Genomic DNA, 21,422 nt, shown 5'->3' on the forward strand with positions numbered 1-21,422 from the left:
TAATGAAAGCAATAGTAAATGTATTTTTAAAAGCAGGCGTATTAGATTCTCAAGGTAAAGCAGTTCATCATGCACTTAGTTCTCTTCAATTTAACAATGTAGAAGATGTCCGTGTTGGAAAGCAAATCGTACTTCAACTCACTGAAACAAATAAAGAAAAAGCAATGGCTGATGTTACAAAAATGTGTGAAGAACTTTTAGCAAATACCGTAATTGAAGACTATACTATAGAGCTTGTATAATGAAAGTTTCTATTTTACAATTTCCTGGAACAAACTGTGAATACGACACACAGTATGCTTTTGAAAAACTAGGTGCACAAACTGAAATAATCTGGCACAAATCTACTACTATTCCTGCAGACACTGACCTTTTAGTGGTTGCGGGAGGATTTTCATATGGTGATTACCTTAGAAGCGGTGCTATTGCAAAATTTTCTCCGGTGATGTCTGCTGTTAAAGAATACGCAGACAAAGGTGGAAAAGTATTAGGTATTTGTAACGGGTTTCAAGTTTTAACAGAAGCAAGACTGCTTCCGGGCGCACTTAAACGTAATGAAGGACTGCACTTCATCTCCAAACACCATCATTTAAAAGTAGAAAATAATGAAAACATTTTTTTAGAAAAATTAAATACAGGTGATGTTGTCAATATTCCGATTGCACACCATGACGGGAATTACTACATCGATGATGAGGGCTTGAAAGAGCTTGAAGCCAATGGACAAATTCTTCTCAAGTACACAGATGCAAGCGGTGAAATTAAAAATCCCAATGGCAGTGTTGCAAGTATTGCAGGTGTTTGCAACAAAGAAAAAAATATTTTTGGTCTCATGCCACATCCAGAGCGTGCTATGGAATCACTTTTAGGAAGTGATGACGGAATAAAAATGCTTCAAGGTTTTTTAGCGTCGTGATAAGAACACTTTTACTTACTCTCATTTTCATCTCATCACTTTTTGCAAATAAAGTGATTTATCTCAGCTATGATGAAATTCCACAAAGAGTAATTAAAGGTGAAATCTTTCCTGTTACTTACAAAACTTTATCGACAGTGAAAAAATTTGATGATGTTTTGTATGAATTTTCCAACCAAAAAGGATTGAAAATACTCGATGAAGCACCTCAAAGAGTACAAAAAGGAAAGTATTATTATGATACTTTTCATATGCAAGCAACACAAAACAGAGCAAGACTTCCTGATGTAGAAGCTTTTTTAATGGCTCCACATGACTATGAAAGTACAATTCTCAAAGGTTCAAAACTCAATGTCATTACACTAAATCCAAGTAAAAACTTTTCAAATATCATCGCAAATAATTTCTCAATCAAAGAGTACAAAACTACCGTATATGACAACATACACAATATTGTTATTTTTGTAGCTTCCACGCAAAACTGTGATATTGAAAAAATGCATTTTAACGATGTTTACAAACAAGGCATAGAATCAGAATCGGGTACTTATTCTGATGCAAAAATAACCTATTTTCTTGTCATTGATAAAACAATAGAAAATTTTTCTTTTTCATACTTTAATTTGTTGAAAAATGATTACACACAGGTGACTATTCCTATCATCGTAAATGATGATAGTGTTACCACGCAAAGTGATTTACGTCCGCGAGACCAGTCGCATGACACAATAAAAATGTATATAGCCGCTGCTTTTGCATTTATAGGCTTTATTTTAATACTTATACGACGAAGATATCTCTATTTAGTTTTAATTATAATCCCGCTGATATACATTATATATCTGGCAATACCCCAAGAAAAAATATGTATAAAAGAGGGGGCACAGATTTACCTGCTGCCTGTAGAGAATTCAACTATATTTGAAACAACACAAACACAATATCATTTAACAAAAGAAGGCCAAGTGCAAAACTTTATAAAAGTAAAATTAACAAACAATAAAATAGGCTGGGTAAAACATGAAGATACTTGCTCATATTAGCTGGGCCTATGCCACGCTTATAATATTTACCGGGCTTACTTTTTCCATAATTATGTACCCCATTTTGCCCCGACCATATGCCAGAAAAATTTCAGCATGGTTTATAAGACTAAGTACACTTTTTTCTACAACAATTGAAGGAAATGAAGACCCTGATGCACAAATGTTTTTAGTGAATCATCAAAGTGATTTGGACATCTGCGTTATAGAAACCATAACAAATAAAGATATTACCTGGGTTGCCAAAAAATCACTCTTTGAAGTGCCATTTTTCGGACTTGCAATGAGTATGCCAGAAGATATAGAAGTAGAAAGAGAGAGCAAGACATCTTTAATCAAGCTTCTTCGTGCGGCAAAAGACAGACTCAAGAAGAAAAGAATCATAACAATGTTTCCAGAGGGTACCCGTTCTCGAGGTGCAAAAATGTTACCGTTTAAATCGGGAGCAAAGGTTATAGCTGATCAGTATAAGCTCAAAGTACAACCTATTGTCCTTATAGAGACTGCCAAATGTTATGATATTAAACGTTTCTATTATGTACCAAGAAACATAAAAGTTATATTTTTAGACTCATTTATCGCAGATAAAGATGACCAAAATTGGTTAAGTGGACTAAGAGAAAAGATGCAAAAGGTGTATGATCATGAGTTGGCAAACAATACTCGCAATAGGTAGCGGCGGATTTATCGGAGCAATTTTACGCTCATATATTAATGGTCTGATTTCTCATAGAGTACCGCATGAACTTCCATTCGGTACACTTGGTGTAAATCTGATAGGAAGCTTTATAATGGGTTGTCTTGTAGCCTATTTTATGTACTCAACTCTATTGACTCCGCATATGAAATCTTTTCTATCAACAGGAATTTTAGGAGCATTAACAACCTACTCTACTTTTGCGATAGAAAGTTTTTTACTTCTAGAGGGCGGCAGTATTGCACTGGGTCTTATGAATATGGCACTAAATGTTTTTGGTACAGTGTTTATGGCTGGAAGCGGCTATTATCTGATCAATCACTTTTTTAAATCTTAATAATTTCATCCGCACACCATGATGCCAAATCCATATCATGAGTAATAAGCAGCATCCCCATAGAATCCAAATTTTTTATAAGCATCTTCATCACTTCAAGTTGAATCACATTGTCAAGTGCTGATGTCGGTTCATCCAGTAAAAGAAGTTGAGGCTGCATGAGCATAGCTCTGACAATAGATGCACGTTGGAGCTGCCCACCTGAGAGTTCATGTGGAAGTTTTAAGAGTAAATTATATTCTAAGTTCATATTCTCTAAAAGAGATTCTAATTTATGTAAGGGTGCTACATCTTTAATTTGATGTAGTAATGTATAACTTGGATGAAAAGAGCTGTAAGGGTCTTGAAAAATTTCAGCTACTCGCGATATTTTGATACTGCCGCTTTGCGGTTTTAAATTCCCAAGTATAAGCTCAAAAAATGTACTTTTTCCTGCCCCACTATCTCCGACTATAGCTTTTAACTCACCTTGTTTTAAGAAAACAGAAAAATTTTCAAAAAGCAATTTTTCTTTTTTGTAGCCAAAAGTTAAATTTTTTACCTCCAATACATTATGCTTCAAAAAATCAACTCTTAGTTAATGCAAGATAGGCTTTTTCTAATTTTTTATACAAAATATCTGGTGTAATATCACTGTTTTCTTCCCAGATTTTTTTCATAACTACGTTATCTTCATCGCCGTTCCAGACCTTAATATAGGTCCCTTCTTTGTATCCATGATCTTGACGAAACTGATTTAAAATATTTTTTCCTACATATAGACGATAAAGTGTATCTAAGTTCAAGCCGCTCATACTGACTAAATCAAAAAATTCCGATACCAATTCACCCAAATCAATTTCATCTTTTGATACAGCAATTCGTATAAGATTTTCCACTTTTTCAATTACATCTTCTTGTGATGCAAATTTTAATGTATCAGTTTGGATATTACTTAATGATTCCAGGGCTGAAATATCTATAGCTATATCTTCAATACCACCTTTTAAATTTCTTTCATACACCTCAATTGCCAAACTCATTATAAAATGCCAGACATCAATGACTTCAATCTGATGATTTTGCCAATCAGGCTCTACATCTATGCTTTTCCAATGTTTCCAGCCAAAACTGTCCACCATTTCTGCACACTCCATATATATACAGCGTTTCCAGTTAATTGTTTTTCCATTTTTTGTCACGCCTTTTGTCCAATTTTCGCCATTGGTTGCATCATTGAGCTGATTTTGCAGCTGTAACATTAACAAAATTTTATTATCCATCAATTTCCTTTTGTCTAAAGCTCTATTTCTTTTATATATTTTATCTAAATATGCTAAAATTACTTACTTAAAAAGAGAGATTTATGAAAAGAATTAATTGTAGAAAATGTGACTATTATTATGTAACATGGGAAGCATCCAAACCGCATGGGTGTAAGGCTTACGGATTCAAGTCAGCACAAATTCCTTCTATAGTCGTTTTTAACAGCAGCGGAGCTGAATGCTCTTTGTTTAAGCCAAAGCAGATGAGTAAATAATTTTTTTTCCAAAACCCAGTCTGTTATCAGTTAGTTTAAAATAATCAACTTTTATCTGCCATAGTTTTGGCATCATCGCCAACGCATATGGAAATCTTTTAAAATAGAATTTTTTTAAATTACTCTCATTGAGCAGTGTCATTGTTCCCTCAAACTGCAATCCCTCAATTTTTCCTATCTCTTGTGTTTCGAGAAAAATATTTCCGGCAACTGCAGAATTTTGTAATATATTTTTTACATGTAAAGTATCAACACTGCTTGCCACCACAAAAGAAAGCTTAGACTCATCATATGCATAAAACAGGCTGCAAACATTAGGTTTTTTCGTATCTGTTGTTGCCAAACTCATCACATGATGCTTGGCAATAAAAGTTGATATTTTTGCTAAATCTTTACTCATTAATGTTTGTACATGAAACTTTCTAATTTTTCTGCATCCCTAATTTTACGTTTATTTAGCATCATTTTTGCAGTTTCATCGTCATCAAGCATGTCAAATATATCAAAAGGACTTGTCATATTATAATAACTCTTTATAAAATCCAGTAGTATTTCAAAGTTGTCTTTTTTTGTAGTATATTTTTTATACTCTTTATATTCAGTCCAATTTATATCAGCCAATCTGTCTCCTTTGTAATGCACTTTCAAGTCGTTGAACTATCTCTGTCATTTTAGCAGAGCTAACAGCAAAATTCAAGCGCATAAAACCGCTGCCTTCTCTGCCAAAACTAATCCCAGGATTGAGCCCGAGTTTTGCTTCATTGATAAAAAAAGCGCGTAACTTTTTGTCTTTTAAACCCATACTGCGACAATCAATCCATGCCAAATAGGTTGCTTCAATTGGTGTTATTTTAATAAACTGCGGATATTTTTTTGCGACTGCTTCGAGGAGTAAATAATTATTGTATAAATGACTTTTTAATGCTTCAAGCCACTCTTTTCCTTCTTTGTAGGCAGTTTCAAAAGCAACATGAGAAAGTGATGAACCTTGGGCGAAATGTACTCTGTCATATGCTTTTTTAAATTGCTCTTTAAGTTCTTTATTCTGTATAGCAACACTGCTCATTGCAAAGCCTGCCATATTAAAAGTTTTTCCTACACCAAGCGCTGTCACAGTGATCTCCTTTGCTTTTTGACTTAGCGAAGCAAAAGCTATATGCTTGTTAGGTTTATAAACTAAATCTGAGTGTATTTCATCTGCAAAAACAACAATATTATGCTCCAAACAGATTGCCAATATTTCTTCCAATTCCTCTTTGCGCCATACTCTTCCAACCGGATTGTGAGGCGAGCATAGAAGTAGAAGTTTAGTATTTTCATTGATTTTTGCTTTAAAATCTTCTATATCGAAACTATATTTTCCCTCAGAATCAAGTTTAAGAGAATTTTTTACAAGTTTTCTGTTAAGTTTTAAAATACTGTGAAAAAATGGCGGATAAACAGGTGTTTGCACAATCACACCCTCACCCTCTTTTGTAAAAGCTTCTATGCACGTATGCATGGATGCCACAACAGAATGAGAATAGAGCATATCTTCTAAATTAAAATCAATGTCATGCTCTTTTTTCATCCACTCAATCTGCGCCATAAATGCCGACTTGGGTACTTCTTCATACCCCATTACAGGATGTTGGAGTCTTTTTTTGACAGCATCTAAAACACATTGCGGCGTGTCTATATCCATATCTGCCACCCATACCGGCAGAACATCTTGTGTACCAAAAAGTTCTTCTCTTAAAGTATACTTTTCCGCATTTGTTCCCTCACGTTCACTTGCTGTTGTAAAGCTGTATGTTAGCGCTTTTTCCATACACTCACCTGTGAAATAGTATGCTGATATTTTCTTGCCGTCTCTTTTATAACAAACTCTAAGTCTTCTACATGTAACAGGTCAAATTTTGCATCTAAAATACTTTTTAAACACTCAATTGTTTTTACCTCATTGCCGTTTCCATCTTTGTAACCGCCGAGCCAAAACTCTTTTTTCGTAGAGCTTTCCTGCCATGTATATGGAGATGTTAGCATCAAAATGCCATCATCATTGAGCCTTGCATCCACTGTATCTAAAAAAAGTCTCGGGTTGTAGAGTCTGTCAATGAGATTTGTCGCCATTATAAGATCATAAGAATTAAAATTCGGTTTTAAATTACAAGCATCGCCCTGCCAAAAAGAGACTTTATGCGCCAACTTTTCATACCCTAAATCCTGCAGGCTTACTTTTTTATTGACAGTGAGCTCACCCTCTTCTTTTGAACTAAAGGCAATATACCCCTCTTCTTTTAATTTAGAACCGACACTGACAAAACGCACAGAGAAGTCTAACCCCTCAACTTCGTCAAAAGTTTTTGCAAGCTCATAACTCGCTCTCCCTGTTGCACAGCCTAAATCCAGTGCTTTTGTTTTGTTATGTGCATATTTATCAGCAATTTTTGCACATGAGACTGCAAAATTTTCAACACCGAAATGTGTGTCACCGTATTGAAACTCACAATACTGCGAGATGAGTTCATCCGTTTCATAAATATCTTCACTTTTGTGCTGTGTGTTTGTTGTAATAACGTATCGAAATCCGGCATTTTGAAAAAAATGTTTTCTAAAGGCATACCGAGAATGTTTCATTATCAAATTCCCGCTGCTTGCCCACGAAGAGCCTAATATGAGGGCATGCTTCTCATCAAAAGTAGGAATTGAAAAGTCATCATAGGCTTCATGCGCCTCAAAGCCTTTAAACCCCCGTATAGGAGTTCGGCTCCACTGCCAGACGTTCCCTATCACATCATAAATTCCATTGAAGCTAAACTCATCTACAGGACAGGATGAGGCATAATGATAAAAATTAATATTTGCCCGACTTTCATGGAGCTCGGGAACATCTTTAAGATTTGAGTGCTGGTACACAAGTTCATATTCGGCTTCACTCGGCAGCGTATAATGACGGCTCTCTTTTCGGCTCTTATACCTGCAAAACGCTTCCGCTTCTAAAGCATTCACATCCACGGGCCAATCCAGTGGCATATCTATAATTTTACTCAATGCCCGGTATTTAAAAGTTGTCTCTTCTTTTACCCAGAAATGCGGATATTTTACTTGAGATTTTTTTAAAAACTCCAATCCTTCTTCGTCCCAGAATTCTTCTCTCTCATAGCCGCTTTCATTGACAAACTCCATAAATTCGCCATTGCTTACTAGATATTTGGAAACCTGATAATCTTCTACAACCTCACTATAATCCCCATATTCATTATCCCATCCGTATAGGTTATGTGTTTTATCTTTTCCCAATGTAACTTCGCCGCCGCTGATTGCTATCATTTCATTTTGAGGGGCATCTGAAGAATGCTTACATAAATTAAATTCAGGAACCTCTTTTATAAACTCGATTGGCATTTGACGATGCAGAACAAGTGAAGTTTCAATATGAATACGCTCATGTTCAATGCTCATCAGTATAATCCACATAGAAGAGTCATCCCGTATCGGTAGTGTAAAATCCAAATGAATAATCAGCTCATCAACAAGTGTACGCACAGCATTTCGGTAAGCTCTAACTTCTGAAACCTCAGGCCATTTATAATGACCTTCTTGCATGTCATCCCAGCTCATTTCATCCACGCCCACGGCAAAGATAGATTCAAATTCAGGGTTTATCCTCTCATTAATTATCTTCATGTTGATAAGTTTGTTCACAAAAAAAGTCGCCGTATGCCCGAAATAAAATATCATCGGATGACGAGTCGGTTCACTCTTTTTATAAAATACACTCTCATCTTTTAAGAGTTCAAATACTTTTTCAAACAAATCAAACGTATTATGAAAATACGCGCGTATCTCTTCACGTTTTTTTGCAATACTTTGACCGTCGAGTGTTACGGGGTACATACTTAATTTACTCAATATTATTTCCTTTTTTACTAATGCTCATTGAATCTAGTTAATAGTCTTTTTAGCTTTATAATGGAGAGGCTCAGACCGAAGGGAGGATTCGTCCTCGGAATTACAAAGCTAAAATGACGGCCACTAGTAATCACAACACCTTATGTTATAATCATTATATGAAATTTTATCAAAGTAAATTATTAAACAACTATCCAGAGCTGACACATGCCTTTACATGTAAGGAAAGTAACAACCTGGCTTTTCATGTCAATGATATAAAAAAGAATGTAATACAAAATCATATACAGTTGGCAAAAGAGCTCAAGTATGATTATAGAACACTCGTTCATATGAAACAAATCCACTCAAATATTGTAAAAATAGTTGATAAAAATGATAATTTTGACAACCCTCTAACCTGTGATGCAGTGATAACAAATAAAAAACATATCCCTCTTATGGTTATGGTAGCAGACTGCTCCCCTCTGCTCTTTTTTGACCCTGTACAAAATGTCATCGCAGCAGTACATGCAGGCAAAGCGGGAGCCTTTGGAAACATTATTCAAAATGTTATAAAGAGTTTTACAAACGATTTTTACTCTGTGCCAAAAGATATTATAGTAAGCATAGGTCCTGCTATTTGTCAAAACTGTTATGAAGTCGATGATGAGATTTATCAAGAGGCAAAAGAACTTAAACTTGATTATGCTGTTGAAAAAAAAGATGAAAAATTCTATTTGGACATTAAAGCAATTTTGCGAGAACAGTTACATGTAATGGGCATAGAAGAGAAAAATATTGAAATATCTTCTCTTTGTAACTGCTGCCATGCAGATACATTTTATTCCTACAGAAAAAATAACAACACGGGAAGATTTGCCGGTGTTATAATGCTTTAAATCTCGTAAAAATATGTCGCATAAGCACGGTCAAGTTCAGATAATTTTATATTAAAAACTGCTCTGACTTTCTCTTGAATATCCTTCCAAAATGAATCTAAAACCACACTCGCACCCACATTTTGAGAAACAGTGAAAAGTTCCCCCTCCAAAGCTTCAACAACATCCAAAACTATAATTTTAGAAGCATCGGATGCCAATTTATATCCGCCGTTTGCCCCTCTTACACTTATTACGAAGCCGTGTTTTTTTAAAGTTGAGAGAATCTGTTCAAGATAGCCGTGTGATATTTGTGTAACTGCGGCTATCTCTTTAATCTGCATCAGTTTATTTCTTGGAGAGTTATACAGGGCATGCATTGCTGCAACACCGTAGAGACTTTTCGTAGAAACACCGACCATCAGACAACAAACCTTTTATACAGGTAATATATTTTACAGCCCATACAGTAATCAAATGCAAGTTCCAAGAACAAACATACTAAAAGTATGGCACTTGTTATATAAAAAAGAGTCTCTGCATGTAACAAGTCAAACAACAAAATCAAAACTAAAAATAAAAAACCAAAGTACGTTGCTAATGTCTTGGGTGCATTATCTTCAAGCTTGCTCTTTACATGTAAGAGCTCTTTTGTTCTTGAAGATATAAAATATAAAGGACTGTAACTTTTACTTACAAAAAGTCTTATGGAAAAATCCGCTATTAAAAAAAGTATAATAAATTTATTGAATGTCATTAGATAAAGACTCACAAGCAGTAAAATGTAAAATGCATTTATTCTTACAATATTAGCATCAATCTTTATAAATGAAACGGGACAGGATTTTTGACTCATGCCGACTCCTTGTATTAAGTATTGTAATAATACTACAAGGAGTAAAGAAATGTCAAGTAAACACAGCAGGTTACTAAGGATTATACGCTTTTATTCTTTGGGCAAGCTGCTCAGGCAGAAGCTGTAAAGATTCTTCTACAACTTTTGTATTTCCATGGGTTATAAATTCGTCCTCATACTCAAAAGAGACTACAGAAATATCCAAAATATTTTCTTTGGCTAAAAACTCTAAAAGTGCAGAGGCAACACCGCCTAGTTTTGCCGTGTCAGAAAATACAAACCATTTTTTGTATTTTTTTGACAATTCTTTAAGCATCTCTTCATCAAGCGGTTTTACAAAACGCAAATCTAAAATAGTTACATCTTCATCCAAGTATTTCGATGTCTCATACGCTCGTCCTACACCGTTTCCGTATCCAATAAGCAGTATATCACTCTTCGCAGTTTGGAGCAGTTGTGATTTTGCAAGTTCAAAAGGTGCAGATTCAGGAAGATCTGTCTCTATAAAAGAGCCTCGCGGATACCGCAGTGAGCAGGGATGTTCATACTTTGCCGCAAATCCCATTGCCTGGTGAAAACTTTTTTCATCTCTTGGTGCAAAAAGAGTCATATTCGGGATGGCTCTTAAATAGCTTACATCAAATACACCCTGATGCGTCTCACCGTCTTCACCCACTATACCTGCACGGTCAAGGGCAAAAACCACCGGCAGATCCATTATGCAGGTATCATGGATGACTTGATCATAAGCACGCTGTAAAAAAGTCGAATAAATCGTGCAAAAAGGCTTAAATCCTTCTTTTGCAAGTGCTGCCATAGAAGTAACAGCATGCTGTTCTGCAATTGCCACATCCCAAAATCGCGTCGGATATTTTTCTATAAGTTCACTTAAGCCTGTACCGCTGGGCATAGCTGCCGTCACACCTACAATCTTCTCATTTTTTTCACATAAAGCAAGCAGTGACTCCGTATATATCTGCGTAGCACTCTTGTTTGCAGCTTTTTTAGCAGAATTCCCACTCGATAAATCAAAAGGACCGACACCGTGCCATTTCTCTTCTTTGCCTTCTGCTATTTCATAGCCTTTTCCCTTGAGAGTCTGTGCATGAATAATTACAGGTTTATTGAGTTTTCTAGCTGTTTGCATGATATCTACAAGCTGTGCAATGTTATGCCCGTCAACCGGACCAATATAGTTAATGCCCATCTCTTCAAAAAGCATCCCCGGCGTTACCAGTTTTAACGATTCTTCCATACGCTTAGCAATATATCTGGCACCTTCACCGAAATTATCAACAAAACTTTCAGTATTTTTCTTAAATCTTTGATAAAAAGGAGAAGCCATAGCAGAACTGAGCATTCTACTTATGGCACCAATCGGCTTTGCAATACTCATTTCATTGTCATTAAGGATTATTACCATTGGGTATTTTCTATCGCCAAGTTCATTTAACGCTTCATATACCATACCCGCTGTCATAGAACCGTCACCGATAAGGACAACAGGGATTCTTTCATCCTGTTCTCCTTTAAGCGCAATTGCTTTTGCAGCACCGACACCTAGCGATATAGAAGTCGAACTATGCCCCGCTACAAAATAATCATCAGTACTTTCACTTGGTTTTGTATAGCCGCATATACCGTTAAATTGTCTAAGTGTATCAAACTCCTCCCATCTTCCGGTAAGGAGTTTATGTGCATATGCCTGATGTGACACATCAAAAATAAAAGGATCTTTCTGAGAATCAAATACCTTGTGCATTGCCACAATTATCTCTGTAGCACCAAGCGTAGAGCTTAGATGTCCGCCGTTTTTACTTACAACCTCTAAAATTCTTTTTCTTATCTCATCACTTAAAGCCTCAAGCTCTTTAATATTTTTTTCTTTTACATTTATTCTATCCACTCAACGCTGCCTTTTTCACTCGTTCAAATCTTTTTGATATTTGTGCATCTATATTTCCTGCATCACTTAATGCAATGACACCGCCTTCACTTACTGCACTGTCAGGAAGAACCTCTACATGTTCAAGTTTCCCTAAATGTTCAACTATCGCACTATGATCTTTTGGATTGACTTTCAATGTTATCTTTGAAGCACTTTGCAGCTCTTTCATTAACTCATCACTTAATGTTTTAGCCACTTGGACTGAATTTTCACTCACTTCAATTTGTATGACCTCTTTGGCAATATCCAATGCAGCATTAAGTAGTTCACTTTTTACACCTTCTAAAGCTTTTTCAAACTCACCGGCACTCTCTTCAAGTTTTTGTATGGAAGTCGTTAAAAGCTCTAGCTTGTTGTTAAGCGCTTTGTCAATTTCTTCACGCGCTTTTGCCTCTCCTGCTTTAAGACCTTCATCAAAAGCCTCTTCTTGTACTTTTTTCAACTCTTCTTGAAACTCTTCTTCTTTGGCTTCAAGTTTCATTTGCAGTTTTATAAAGTTTGATGACATTTCATCCGTCTTTTTCATCAAAGATTCAATAAGAGAGTCTTTGGAACTCGTACTTAATGCACTAGAATCAACATCTGAGACTCTGGCTTTTGGGTTGTCATCTGCTGTAAAAACTTTTTCTTCACTCTTTTGTTGTTCATTTAACCCCATGGCTATAACTTTGAAACTATATTTATGCACATTATGTTCATCAACTGCGTTGCTAGATATTATCGTTGCCATTTGCTTACTCTATCATCTCTTCAGTTGAACCCATCTGAATAGCTCCAGATTCAGCCAACTGATTTACAAGTTCAACAATTTTTCTCTGAGCAGCTTCTACATCTTTCATTTTCACAGCCCCAAGGAACTGCATCTCTTCTTCAAATGCTTCGCGAGCACGCTCACTCATTGCAGAGAAGAACTTCTCTTTTAACTCTTCAGGAGCAGACTTAAGTGCCAGCATAAGTTCTGCTTTGTCCACAGCTTTTAATACTTCTGCAATAGAGTTTTTATCAAGAGAAACCATATCTTCAAATGTAAACATCATCTCTTTAATTTGTGTTGCCAATTCTTCATCAACCTGTTCAATATTTGCCAATGTAGCTTTTGAATTTTTCGCACCAAGACGGTTAAATATATCTGCAACGGCACGTGTTCCACCCACTTCAACTTTGTAAGATGCAAGAGATTCAAGTTTTGACTCTAACACTGCTGAGACTCTTTTGATTACTGAAGGAGAAATATCTCCGAGTTTTGCCATACGCATAGCTACTTCACTTCGCAAGTCATCCGGAAAATACTGCAGTGTATCTGCCGCTTCGGTCGGATCCATATGTGCCAAAATAAGCGCAATAGTCTGCGGATGCTCATTGATAATAAAGTCTGAGAGCTGTTGCGGCTTGATTTTTGATAGATATGCAAAGTTTTGTGTATTTTGCATACTTTTGGAGAGTTTATCTAAAACTTTTTTTGCCTCTTCCGGACCAAGTGTTCTATACAACAACTCTCTGGCATATTCCATACCGCCTGATGTCATATATTGACCCGATTGAAAAATTGCATGAAATTCTTCTAAAACGGCAGTTGCCATTGCTTTATCTATTGTTTTATTTGCTGCAATATATTTAGAGATTTCAGTAATAGCTTCAACACCCATATGAGAAAATATGGCTGCAGTCGCGTCTTCACCTAACTGCAGTAAAAGTATGGCAATTTTTTCTGCCATACTCATTTCATCAAGTGCTGCTTGTTGTTGCTGCGTTAAAGTAGACATGTTTATCTCCTCTCTCTGCTAGGAATTTCAGATTCTTCACTCAAAAGTGCTTCTAGTAAAGATGCCACCTCTTCTGGTGTATCTTCTGCCATTGTTCTTACTTTTTCCAAAATAACTTCATGTTTTAGGTCATCTTCATTAAAGTTACTGCTCATACCCAGTTGATCTTCAACTTTTTTACGCATTGTCTGTACTTTTTCAACCAAATCTTCACCTTCTTCCTCTTCTATTTCCAATGACGGAGCTACAAGTTCTTCATCTTCTTTTGAAATTTCAAGCATCTTGTCTGCAAACGGTGCAATAACTTTTTTATACAGAATAAACAATAATATAAGTACAAACAAGTACTTAAACAGGCCTGAAAATGGTGCTAAATATGTTTCGCTAAATATGATAGCCTGGTTCACGCCTTGCACGCCTTTATTTGTTAATGCTCGCTCAAACTGCAAGTTTTGCACACTGATTTGATCCCCCCTATTAGGATCAATACCTATAGAACGGCTAGCCAGAGATGTTAATGCATTAATATCCGCATCGTCTAGTGGTACATACTCCATTTCTTCAGTAGGATTTCCGTCTTTATCTACTTTTGTTTTATATTTACCATCGACTACAACAGCAGCCGTTATCCTTTTAATTCTCGCAAACTGGCTTTTTGTAGTACTGACAGTTTTTCCTACTTCATAATTAGTAGTACCCGAATTTTTTGAATATTTTTCTACTGTTTTATTTGATGCAAGTCCCTGTACAGGACCGATATTACTCACAGTTCCTGGCACTCCTCCAACTTCTTTTGGCGAACTGCCTTCTCTTTTTTCTTCATTCACCTGTTCACTTCGTACAACATTTTCAGGATCATATTTTTCGGAAGTAGAGTTTTTCTGTGAAAAATCAAATTCTATAGTTACCTGTGCCACGACTTTGTCTTTTCCACCCACAAATGGTGCGATAACATCAATAATTTTTTCTTGTCTTTTTTTCTCTTCTTTGATTTTATACTTTTGCTGTACAACAGAAAGTTCACTCATCTGTGCCATTTCATCATTATCGCCAAGTGTCACGCCGTCGCTGTCAATCAACATCACATTTGAAGATTTTAATTTTGGTACGGCTGCAGATACAAGGTTTTTAATACCTCTTATTTGCTTAGGCGTAAGCATTCTCCCATCAGCGAGCTGCACCATTACAGAAGCCGTAGGATCAACCTGTTTTGATACAAAGAGTGTGTCTTTTGGAAGAGCAAGGCTTACTGTTGCTTTCTCAACAGGAGAAAGTGCAGTGATAGTACGGGAAAGTTCCCCTTCTAAGGCACGAAGATGTTTAATTTTTTGATCAAAACTCGTTGCACCGAACTCCTGCTTGTCAAAAAGCTCAAAACCAACACCGCTGTTTTTTGGTATGCCCAAAGAGGCTATTGAAATTCTCTCTTTATAAACAACGTCACGCGGTACTTTTATAACATTATTTGCTTCAATTTTATAAGTAATATTGTCTTTTTCAAGCTGCTCTACCACTTTTGCAGCATCTGCCGGTGTTAAAGCATCAAAAAGTACTTCATATGCACTGCCTGAAGTTTTTTTAGCAGTAAAAACAACTAAAAATATTAAAAAAGCAACAATACCGACAACAGCGGCTGCTATAATAATTTTTTGCTGTTTTGTCAGTTTTGCATACAATACTGACAGCTGTGAAAAAAGTACCTTAAAATCCATTAACTTCCCATCTTAAATTTTATATTAATGCTGATGCAAGTTCAAAAAAACGGCTGTTTTGTTCTTTTGTTCCGACAGTTACACGAATTGCGTTCATACCGTAACTACTTAAATCTCTCACAATCATTCCTTGTCGCAATAAAGCATCAGAAAGTTTCGTTGAATTTTGCGTTTCATTTAGACATAAAGTAACAAAATTTGTATAACTCTCTATTATATCTATTTTTTTCTCGTTTGCAAACTCTTCATAACGTTTCATCTCATCAAAATTTAAAGCGATACAATTATTTACAAATTCTTCATCTTCAAGAGCAACGCTTGCAGCTTCAAGCGACAATGTTGTAATATTAAACGGCGGTCTTAATTTATAAAGTTCTTTTATGATATTTTTCTGCGAAATACCATAACCCACACGCATACCACCAAGGCCATAAGCCTTTGAAAAAGTACCCAAATAAATAACATTTTCAAATTTGTTCAATAACTCTTTTGGAATAACTTTTTTACTTGCATCTTTATAAGCACCATATTCCATATAGGCACAATCTACAACAACCAAAGTATCCTTATCAATTTTTTCTAAAAATTCCATCATTGCCTGCGCATCTATAGCATCGCCCGTCGGATTATTCGGCGTACACAAAAAAATAATATCCGGATTTTCTTTTTTATAGAGTTCATAAAATTCATCTAAATCGTGTTCTTGTGATGCAGTTCTAATAATCTGGGCACCAACATGTTTTGCATATATCTCATACATTGCAAAAGTAACACTGTTAATCAGTATTTTAGAATTTTCATCAGCTTTTGCATGCATAATAAACTCTATAACCTGATCACTGCCGCTACCGATAATGAGATTTTCATTTTCAATAGCGTACTTACCTGTTAATGCACTTTTGAGCTTCGTCATGCTGTCATCAGGGTAAAGCGCCATATTTGGTATAATCTTTGCAACTGCATTTTGCACTTTTGGTGAGCATCCGTAAGGATTTTCATTTGAAGCAAGTTTTACAATGTCTTTTGGCTCTATACCAAATTCCCGTACTACAAGCTCTATTGGCTTACCTGCTTCATAAGTATTAATGCTTTCTAATTTTTTGTTAAATTTCAATCTTCACCCTTTACGTAACTTCCAAGCCATGTGACTTCATCTTTATGTTTTTGTATTACTTTTTGAATTCTTTGTTCATCTATATGACCATAAAAGTCTATATAGAACCAGTAACCGAATCCGCCTTTATCTTTTGAAGGACGTGATTCTATTTTTGAGAGATTTATTTTTTCTTTGTCAAAGTCCTGTAAAAAATGCACCAAAGAACCCGCCTCGACGGCATCGTTTAAGCGTACTAATATTGAAGTCTTATCATCTTTACTTATAGCGTTTTTAAAATCACTTAAAATGACAAAGCGTGTTGTGTTGTCTATAGCATCTTCTATGTTTTCAAACATGGTAGGAACACCATAGAGTTTTGCGGCAATATGTGAGCAAATTGCAGCTGAATTTGGTTCACGTGCTGCGAGTATTGCAGCTTTTGCAGTCGATTCTACAGGAATCAATTCAACATTAACAAGACCATGCTCGCTTAAAAATTCACGACACTGTCCAAAGCCTTTGTCTTTTGAGTATATTTTCGTAATATTTTCAAGTTTTTCCGCTTTTGTAGCAAAAGACATATGAATAGGCATATAAAGTTCTGCAACGATTTTGACCGAACTTTTGGCAAGTAAATCAAGTGTTTCTCCAACAATACCGTCACGAGAATTTTCAATTGGTACAACACCGAATTTCGCACGACCTGCTTCAAGTGTTTTAAATACCGAAGCAATAGAGTTTAACGAAAGATAATCACTCATAGCCCCAAAACGGCTCTCTGCCGCTTGATGGGTGAAGCTCCCCTCAGGTCCTAGGTATGCGATACGTTCAGGCAATTCCAAATTTCTTGCAACTGCAAAAATTTCTAAAAATATTGCCTCTATAGCGCTTTGATTTAAAAGTCCGCCTTCTTCTTTATTTAGAGTAACAAGTCTGTCAATAATGGCTTTTTCTCTCTCTGGTCTATAGATAGCTCCGCCTGTATCTTTTTTAATTTCCCCGACTCTTTCAACGACTTTCATACGCTTATTAAGGAGTTTAAGCATCTCATTATCTATTTCATCTATTGCTACTCTACAGTCATCCAAAGTTTTCATTACTTCTCCATCTTATGTCGAATTAAAATATCTTGCATATTTTTATATATAAAATCGGGTTTGAGATTTTCCTCTAAAAAAGGCACGATTTCATCAGCACTTTTATACTTTCCGCTTGTCACAAAAATCGTCTGCATTCCAAGCTCTTTTGCTCCGCCCAAATCTCCTTTGACATCATCACTTATAATTGTTATATCACAAAACTGAGCATAAGGGTTTTGTTTTTTGAGTCTTTCAAGGGCTTCTTTGTAAAATACTTGACTCGGTTTACCCACAACATCATAAGCACTGCTTGTTGCAAATTCAAGCATTTTTAAAATCGCTCCGACACCGGGGTAGCGTTTATTGTTTTTTGCATAAATAGATGTTTCATGCATACCCACTAACTTTGCGCCTGAGAGTAGAAAATCTATCATCTGTGCATATTCATCGGCAGTGAAATTCTCTTTTATAGCTATGAGCACTGTTTTAGGGTTTGTATAATCTAGCTTGTATCCCATTTTTTGCAGTGTTTGTAAAAATTCTTCTGCTCCATATGCAGCAACAGCCTCTTTTGAAACATGTGATTCTAAAAGCATTAAAGGGTCAAGATATTTACCTGCATCAAAATCAAAATCTATCGAGTTGAGATATGCTAAAAAATCCTGCGATGCTTTTTTTGTATTGTTGGTAATTACCATGTACGGTATATGCTCAGTATTAAGTTTGTTTATAAACTCTCTGCTCCCCTCTATAGGAGATTTGTCTTCATCGCTGATAAGAGTGCCCTGAACATCTATAAAATACATTTTAGTCTACTAAAAATTCTTGTTCTAAACAAATAAGGTCTTCAAAACATTCGCGTTTGCGAATGAGCCTTGCTTTGCCGTTTTGTACTGCTACTTCCGCACTTCTGCCGCGGGTATTATAATTACTTCCCATACCGAAGCCGTATGCCCCTGCACTGTGAATAACGAGCAAGTCATTTCTATTAAGCTCCGGTAATGGGTAATTTTTAGCAAAAAAATCACCGCTTTCACATACAGGGCCAACAATATCAACTTCTCTTGTCTTGCCATTATTATCTGTAATCGCTTCTATTTTATGGTAGGCATTATAAAGAGAAGGTCGAAGTAAATCATTCATTGCCCCGTCAACTACCACGAATTTTTTATCTCCATTTTGTTTTTCGTACAACACTTTTGTAACAAAATAGCCTGCATTTGCTGTTAAAAATCTGCCCGGTTCACAAAGAATAGTCAAATCGAGTGCTGTAAGTGTGCTTAAAATCGCCTGAGCATAATCATACGGTTTTATCGTCTCTTCGTTGCCATATTTAACGCCAAGCCCGCCACCGACATCAAAAAACTTCAATTCTATATCAATAGCCTGCAGTGAACGAATTAAGTCCGCTACTATTTCAGCAGCTTCTCTGATTGGCTGTAGTTGTGTAAGTTGTGAGCCAATATGAAAATGAATCCCTACAGGGTCAAGGTGTTCAGAGTTCTTGGCCTGAATATACATACGCTTTGCAGTTGAGAGATCAACGCCAAATTTATTGTCATGCAAGCCTGTTGAAATATAAGGATGAGTTTGAGGGTCAATGTTCGGATTGACCCTGATACTGATACGAGAAGGTCTACCAAGCTCCTCTGCGATTGATTCAACACGCTGCAGTTCTGCTTCACTCTCAACATTAATATATAAAATATCTTTTTCTATCGCTTCGCGAATTTCGTCATCACTTTTACCAACACCCGAAAATATAATTTTATAAGCAGGAATACCTGCTAAAAATGCGCGGCGCACTTCACCGATAGAAACACAATCAGCACCGCTTCCCATTTTTGCAAAATGTCTAACCACACTCAAATTTGAGTTTGCTTTAACAGCATAAGCTATAATAGACTTACGGCCTTTAAAAGCCTCTTTTAACTCTGTATATTGTTCTGACATATAATCAAAATCATACACATATAACGGTGTACCATACTCTTTTGCCAATGCTTTAAAATCAACCATAAAAATTCCAAATCTTTTTTAGATGATTTTACCCAAAATGTGCTTATAAGTGCCTAAGATGTAGAGGATCTGTGCCTATGCCACTGCAAGAAGGCCAAAACAGCAAGTATGACAACCGGGACAATTATACCTATTTCACTCGATATAACTTTATTATTTGCAAGTTTTATAAGGAAAAAAAGAATTCCCCAGGTAAGTAAAGTAGCTAAAATTGCGCCGAAGGTAAAAAGGGAAACATTCAAAAAACGTACACTCATAGGTACAAAGAAAAATATAATGACTATAAGACAAGGAACAAAAAATGGATAAATAAATATTTTATACAATGCTGCTTTGATATTATCCGTATTGATGTTTTGTTTATCCAGCAGACGTATAGCATCAACAGCGTCTTTAATTGTAAAATTCACCTTGCCTTCATATACCTGGTCAAGCATTTTAGGACGAAAACCTTCTAAAATTCTCAAGTCCTTTGCCTTTGTGACTGTTATGCCGGGTGATACAAGGGATAAATCATCAGGTTTGGTGATGATGTCAGCTCGCTTAATAAACCAATAATTATCTATATATCTTGCAGACTTGGCAACCACGACCTCTTTTAAAGACTCATTTTCAACACTGAATACACGAATATTTTTTGCACTCTCCTGCAAAGGAAGGAGTTTTGAAAAGTATATATACTTGCCCTTGTAAGCAAAAAAAAGATCTCTTGTAGGGCTTAGGTATTGTGCATTCTTTTTTATATTTCTAGAAAATTCTTCTGATCGGGCGAAATTTGACCAGGCATGTAGTGCAATAAAAAGTATAATCACAGCAGTTGATACAAATACAAATGGACGCAGTACATCTACTCTTGAATAACCTAAAGAGAAAAATGAAACAAGTGCATTTGATCGAATGAGATATATTTTTGTAGATATCATGGCAAATACAAGTGCTACAGGAAGTAAAATATCAATTGCTGAAAATGACTTATACACCAAATAAATTAAAATAAGGTTTGCCGATGACTTTGACAATTCCTCTGCACTTCCCATATAATCAAAACCGACAACAAACAAAACCAAGGCTGTTAATATAATCAAAAAATATTTTATATAATGCAAAGATATATATTTAAAAGCTAGCATACCATAGCCTTTTGAGAATACTTTGAGCTCGTATCTTCGAGTGAATTTGTCAATAAAAATTCCACTGCATCACAACTTTTGTTTATCCATTCTTGGAGACATTTTTGTTCAGTTTGATTAAATGGGCTAAGCACATAAGAGGCGATTTCGCCTTTATGTTCAGGTTTACCAATGCCCATTCTTACTCTGATATATTCACGAGATATTTTAGAGTCTATTGACTTTAAACCGTTATGTCCACCATGTCCACCACCTTTTTTAAAACGCAATGCGCCAAAAGACAGGTCTAAATCATCATGTATTACAACAACATCTTCAAGTTTATAGAATTGTTTTACTTTTATAACAGATTCTCCCGAGAGGTTCATATAAGTCAATGGTTTTAATAAAAAATGATTTTGGAATTTATAAAGTTCACCTTGGAATGATGAAGAAGAAAGTTTTACGGCATTATGACGACGAATAAGTTCATCTACAACCATAAAGCCGATATTATGGCGTGTATTCTCATAGTCGGATCCAGGGTTTCCCAGCCCAACTATAAGCATATTTG

The 21,422-nt window shown here is 35.8% G+C and carries 25 protein-coding genes; 7 read left to right on the forward strand and 18 right to left on the reverse strand.

Translation table 11 applies throughout. The features are described from left to right. The first annotated feature begins 2 nt into the window (after window positions 1–2). Genes purS through crcB form a run of 5 tightly spaced genes read left to right on the forward strand, consistent with a single transcriptional unit; the run spans window position 3 to window position 2,993 of the window. Window positions 3–242, forward strand: coding sequence for a phosphoribosylformylglycinamidine synthase subunit PurS (gene purS / locus SAUT_RS08255; RefSeq protein WP_013327430.1), 240 nt, complete (start codon window positions 3–5; stop codon window positions 240–242). Continuing rightward, complete coding sequence (gene purQ, locus SAUT_RS08260; protein WP_013327431.1) at window positions 242–916, forward strand: phosphoribosylformylglycinamidine synthase subunit PurQ; 675 nt, start codon at window positions 242–244, stop codon at window positions 914–916. The genes purS and purQ overlap by 1 nt, the downstream gene beginning before the upstream one ends. Next, window positions 913–1,959, forward strand: coding sequence for a hypothetical protein (locus tag SAUT_RS08265; RefSeq protein ID WP_013327432.1), 1,047 nt, complete (start codon window positions 913–915; stop codon window positions 1,957–1,959). The genes purQ and SAUT_RS08265 overlap by 4 nt, the downstream gene beginning before the upstream one ends. Continuing rightward, window positions 1,937–2,635, forward strand: coding sequence for a lysophospholipid acyltransferase family protein (locus tag SAUT_RS08270; protein WP_013327433.1), 699 nt, complete (start codon window positions 1,937–1,939; stop codon window positions 2,633–2,635). Before SAUT_RS08265 ends, SAUT_RS08270 begins: the two co-directional genes overlap by 23 nt. Then, entirely contained in the window at window positions 2,604–2,993 is a 390-nt protein-coding gene (gene crcB, locus SAUT_RS08275; RefSeq protein ID WP_013327434.1) for a fluoride efflux transporter CrcB, read from the forward strand. The genes SAUT_RS08270 and crcB overlap by 32 nt, the downstream gene beginning before the upstream one ends. Here the strand turns inward: crcB and SAUT_RS08280 are convergent. Together SAUT_RS08280 and SAUT_RS08285 are read right to left on the reverse strand one after the other, a co-directional pair. Next, the gene (locus tag SAUT_RS08280) at window positions 2,983–3,555 is read right to left on the reverse strand and encodes an ATP-binding cassette domain-containing protein (RefSeq protein ID WP_013327435.1); all 573 of its coding nucleotides are present in this window, start codon (window positions 3,553–3,555) and stop codon (window positions 2,983–2,985) included. The two genes, crcB and SAUT_RS08280, sit on opposite strands and share 11 nt — an antisense overlap. Window positions 3,556–3,559: 4 nt before the next feature. Continuing rightward, entirely contained in the window at window positions 3,560–4,255 is a 696-nt protein-coding gene (locus SAUT_RS08285; RefSeq protein ID WP_013327436.1) for a dUTP diphosphatase, read from the reverse strand. An 83-nt stretch (window positions 4,256–4,338) separates the two neighbouring features. Between SAUT_RS08285 and SAUT_RS11180 the strand changes: the two genes are divergently transcribed. Next, window positions 4,339–4,512 carry a uracil-DNA glycosylase gene (locus SAUT_RS11180; protein ID WP_083778310.1) on the forward strand — a complete coding sequence of 58 codons (174 nt, stop codon included), beginning with the start codon at window positions 4,339–4,341 and terminating at the stop codon, window positions 4,510–4,512. Here the strand turns inward: SAUT_RS11180 and SAUT_RS08290 are convergent. Genes SAUT_RS08290 through ovoA form a run of 4 tightly spaced genes read right to left on the reverse strand, consistent with a single transcriptional unit; the run spans window position 4,487 to window position 8,391 of the window. After that, complete coding sequence (locus tag SAUT_RS08290; RefSeq protein ID WP_013327437.1) at window positions 4,487–4,912, reverse strand: pyridoxamine 5'-phosphate oxidase family protein; 426 nt, start codon at window positions 4,910–4,912, stop codon at window positions 4,487–4,489. The genes SAUT_RS11180 and SAUT_RS08290 overlap by 26 nt on opposite strands. Then, on the reverse strand, window positions 4,912–5,133 hold the full coding sequence (locus SAUT_RS08295; protein WP_013327438.1) for a hypothetical protein: 222 nt from the start codon (window positions 5,131–5,133) through the stop codon (window positions 4,912–4,914). The genes SAUT_RS08290 and SAUT_RS08295 overlap by 1 nt, the downstream gene beginning before the upstream one ends. Next, entirely contained in the window at window positions 5,126–6,322 is a 1,197-nt protein-coding gene (locus SAUT_RS08300; protein WP_013327439.1) for a pyridoxal phosphate-dependent aminotransferase, read from the reverse strand. Before SAUT_RS08300 ends, SAUT_RS08295 begins: the two co-directional genes overlap by 8 nt. After that, window positions 6,307–8,391 (reverse strand): 5-histidylcysteine sulfoxide synthase, encoded by a 2,085-nt coding sequence (ovoA, locus tag SAUT_RS08305; protein ID WP_013327440.1) that lies wholly within the window; start codon window positions 8,389–8,391, stop codon window positions 6,307–6,309. Before ovoA ends, SAUT_RS08300 begins: the two co-directional genes overlap by 16 nt. A gap of 173 nt (window positions 8,392–8,564) precedes the next feature. On the opposite strand from ovoA, the gene pgeF reads away from it, so the two are divergent. Beyond that, the gene (gene pgeF / locus SAUT_RS08310) at window positions 8,565–9,287 is read left to right on the forward strand and encodes a peptidoglycan editing factor PgeF (protein WP_013327441.1); all 723 of its coding nucleotides are present in this window, start codon (window positions 8,565–8,567) and stop codon (window positions 9,285–9,287) included. Here the strand turns inward: pgeF and SAUT_RS08315 are convergent. The 12 genes from SAUT_RS08315 to pth all read right to left on the reverse strand — a co-directional run bounded on the left by SAUT_RS08315 (window position 9,284) and on the right by pth (window position 21,417). Beyond that, window positions 9,284–9,688, reverse strand: a complete 405-nt coding sequence (locus SAUT_RS08315) for an RrF2 family transcriptional regulator (protein WP_013327442.1) — start codon at window positions 9,686–9,688, stop codon at window positions 9,284–9,286. The two genes, pgeF and SAUT_RS08315, sit on opposite strands and share 4 nt — an antisense overlap. Further along, entirely contained in the window at window positions 9,688–10,122 is a 435-nt protein-coding gene (locus SAUT_RS08320) for a DUF4395 domain-containing protein (protein WP_013327443.1), read from the reverse strand. The genes SAUT_RS08315 and SAUT_RS08320 overlap by 1 nt, the downstream gene beginning before the upstream one ends. A gap of 73 nt (window positions 10,123–10,195) precedes the next feature. Further along, window positions 10,196–12,019: a 1-deoxy-D-xylulose-5-phosphate synthase gene (gene dxs / locus SAUT_RS08325; protein ID WP_041675508.1), complete on the reverse strand. Its 1,824-nt coding sequence runs from the start codon at window positions 12,017–12,019 to the stop codon at window positions 10,196–10,198. A gap of 1 nt (window position 12,020) precedes the next feature. Further along, entirely contained in the window at window positions 12,021–12,800 is a 780-nt protein-coding gene (gene fliH / locus SAUT_RS08330; protein WP_013327445.1) for a flagellar assembly protein FliH, read from the reverse strand. Window positions 12,801–12,804: 4 nt separating this feature from the next. Beyond that, window positions 12,805–13,833, reverse strand: coding sequence for a flagellar motor switch protein FliG (gene fliG / locus SAUT_RS08335; protein WP_013327446.1), 1,029 nt, complete (start codon window positions 13,831–13,833; stop codon window positions 12,805–12,807). A 2-nt stretch (window positions 13,834–13,835) separates the two neighbouring features. Continuing rightward, complete coding sequence (gene fliF / locus SAUT_RS08340) at window positions 13,836–15,545, reverse strand: flagellar basal-body MS-ring/collar protein FliF (RefSeq protein ID WP_013327447.1); 1,710 nt, start codon at window positions 15,543–15,545, stop codon at window positions 13,836–13,838. Between the two features lie 19 nt (window positions 15,546–15,564). Continuing rightward, window positions 15,565–16,659 (reverse strand): histidinol-phosphate transaminase, encoded by a 1,095-nt coding sequence (hisC, locus tag SAUT_RS08345; RefSeq protein WP_013327448.1) that lies wholly within the window; start codon window positions 16,657–16,659, stop codon window positions 15,565–15,567. Further along, window positions 16,656–17,738 (reverse strand): prephenate dehydratase, encoded by a 1,083-nt coding sequence (pheA, locus tag SAUT_RS08350; protein ID WP_013327449.1) that lies wholly within the window; start codon window positions 17,736–17,738, stop codon window positions 16,656–16,658. Before pheA ends, hisC begins: the two co-directional genes overlap by 4 nt. After that, entirely contained in the window at window positions 17,738–18,526 is a 789-nt protein-coding gene (locus SAUT_RS08355; RefSeq protein ID WP_013327450.1) for an HAD-IIA family hydrolase, read from the reverse strand. Before SAUT_RS08355 ends, pheA begins: the two co-directional genes overlap by 1 nt. A 1-nt stretch (window position 18,527) precedes the next feature. Next, window positions 18,528–19,739, reverse strand: a complete 1,212-nt coding sequence (gene lysA / locus SAUT_RS08360; protein ID WP_013327451.1) for a diaminopimelate decarboxylase — start codon at window positions 19,737–19,739, stop codon at window positions 18,528–18,530. 53 nt (window positions 19,740–19,792) lie between these two features. Further along, window positions 19,793–20,869 carry an LptF/LptG family permease gene (locus tag SAUT_RS08365; RefSeq protein ID WP_013327452.1) on the reverse strand — a complete coding sequence of 359 codons (1,077 nt, stop codon included), beginning with the start codon at window positions 20,867–20,869 and terminating at the stop codon, window positions 19,793–19,795. Continuing rightward, window positions 20,863–21,417: an aminoacyl-tRNA hydrolase gene (pth, locus tag SAUT_RS08370; RefSeq protein WP_013327453.1), complete on the reverse strand. Its 555-nt coding sequence runs from the start codon at window positions 21,415–21,417 to the stop codon at window positions 20,863–20,865. The genes SAUT_RS08365 and pth overlap by 7 nt, the downstream gene beginning before the upstream one ends. Between the last annotated feature and the right edge of the window lie 5 nt (window positions 21,418–21,422).

Source organism: Sulfurimonas autotrophica DSM 16294 (assembly GCF_000147355.1).
Taxonomy (GTDB): domain Bacteria; phylum Campylobacterota; class Campylobacteria; order Campylobacterales; family Sulfurimonadaceae; genus Sulfurimonas; species Sulfurimonas autotrophica.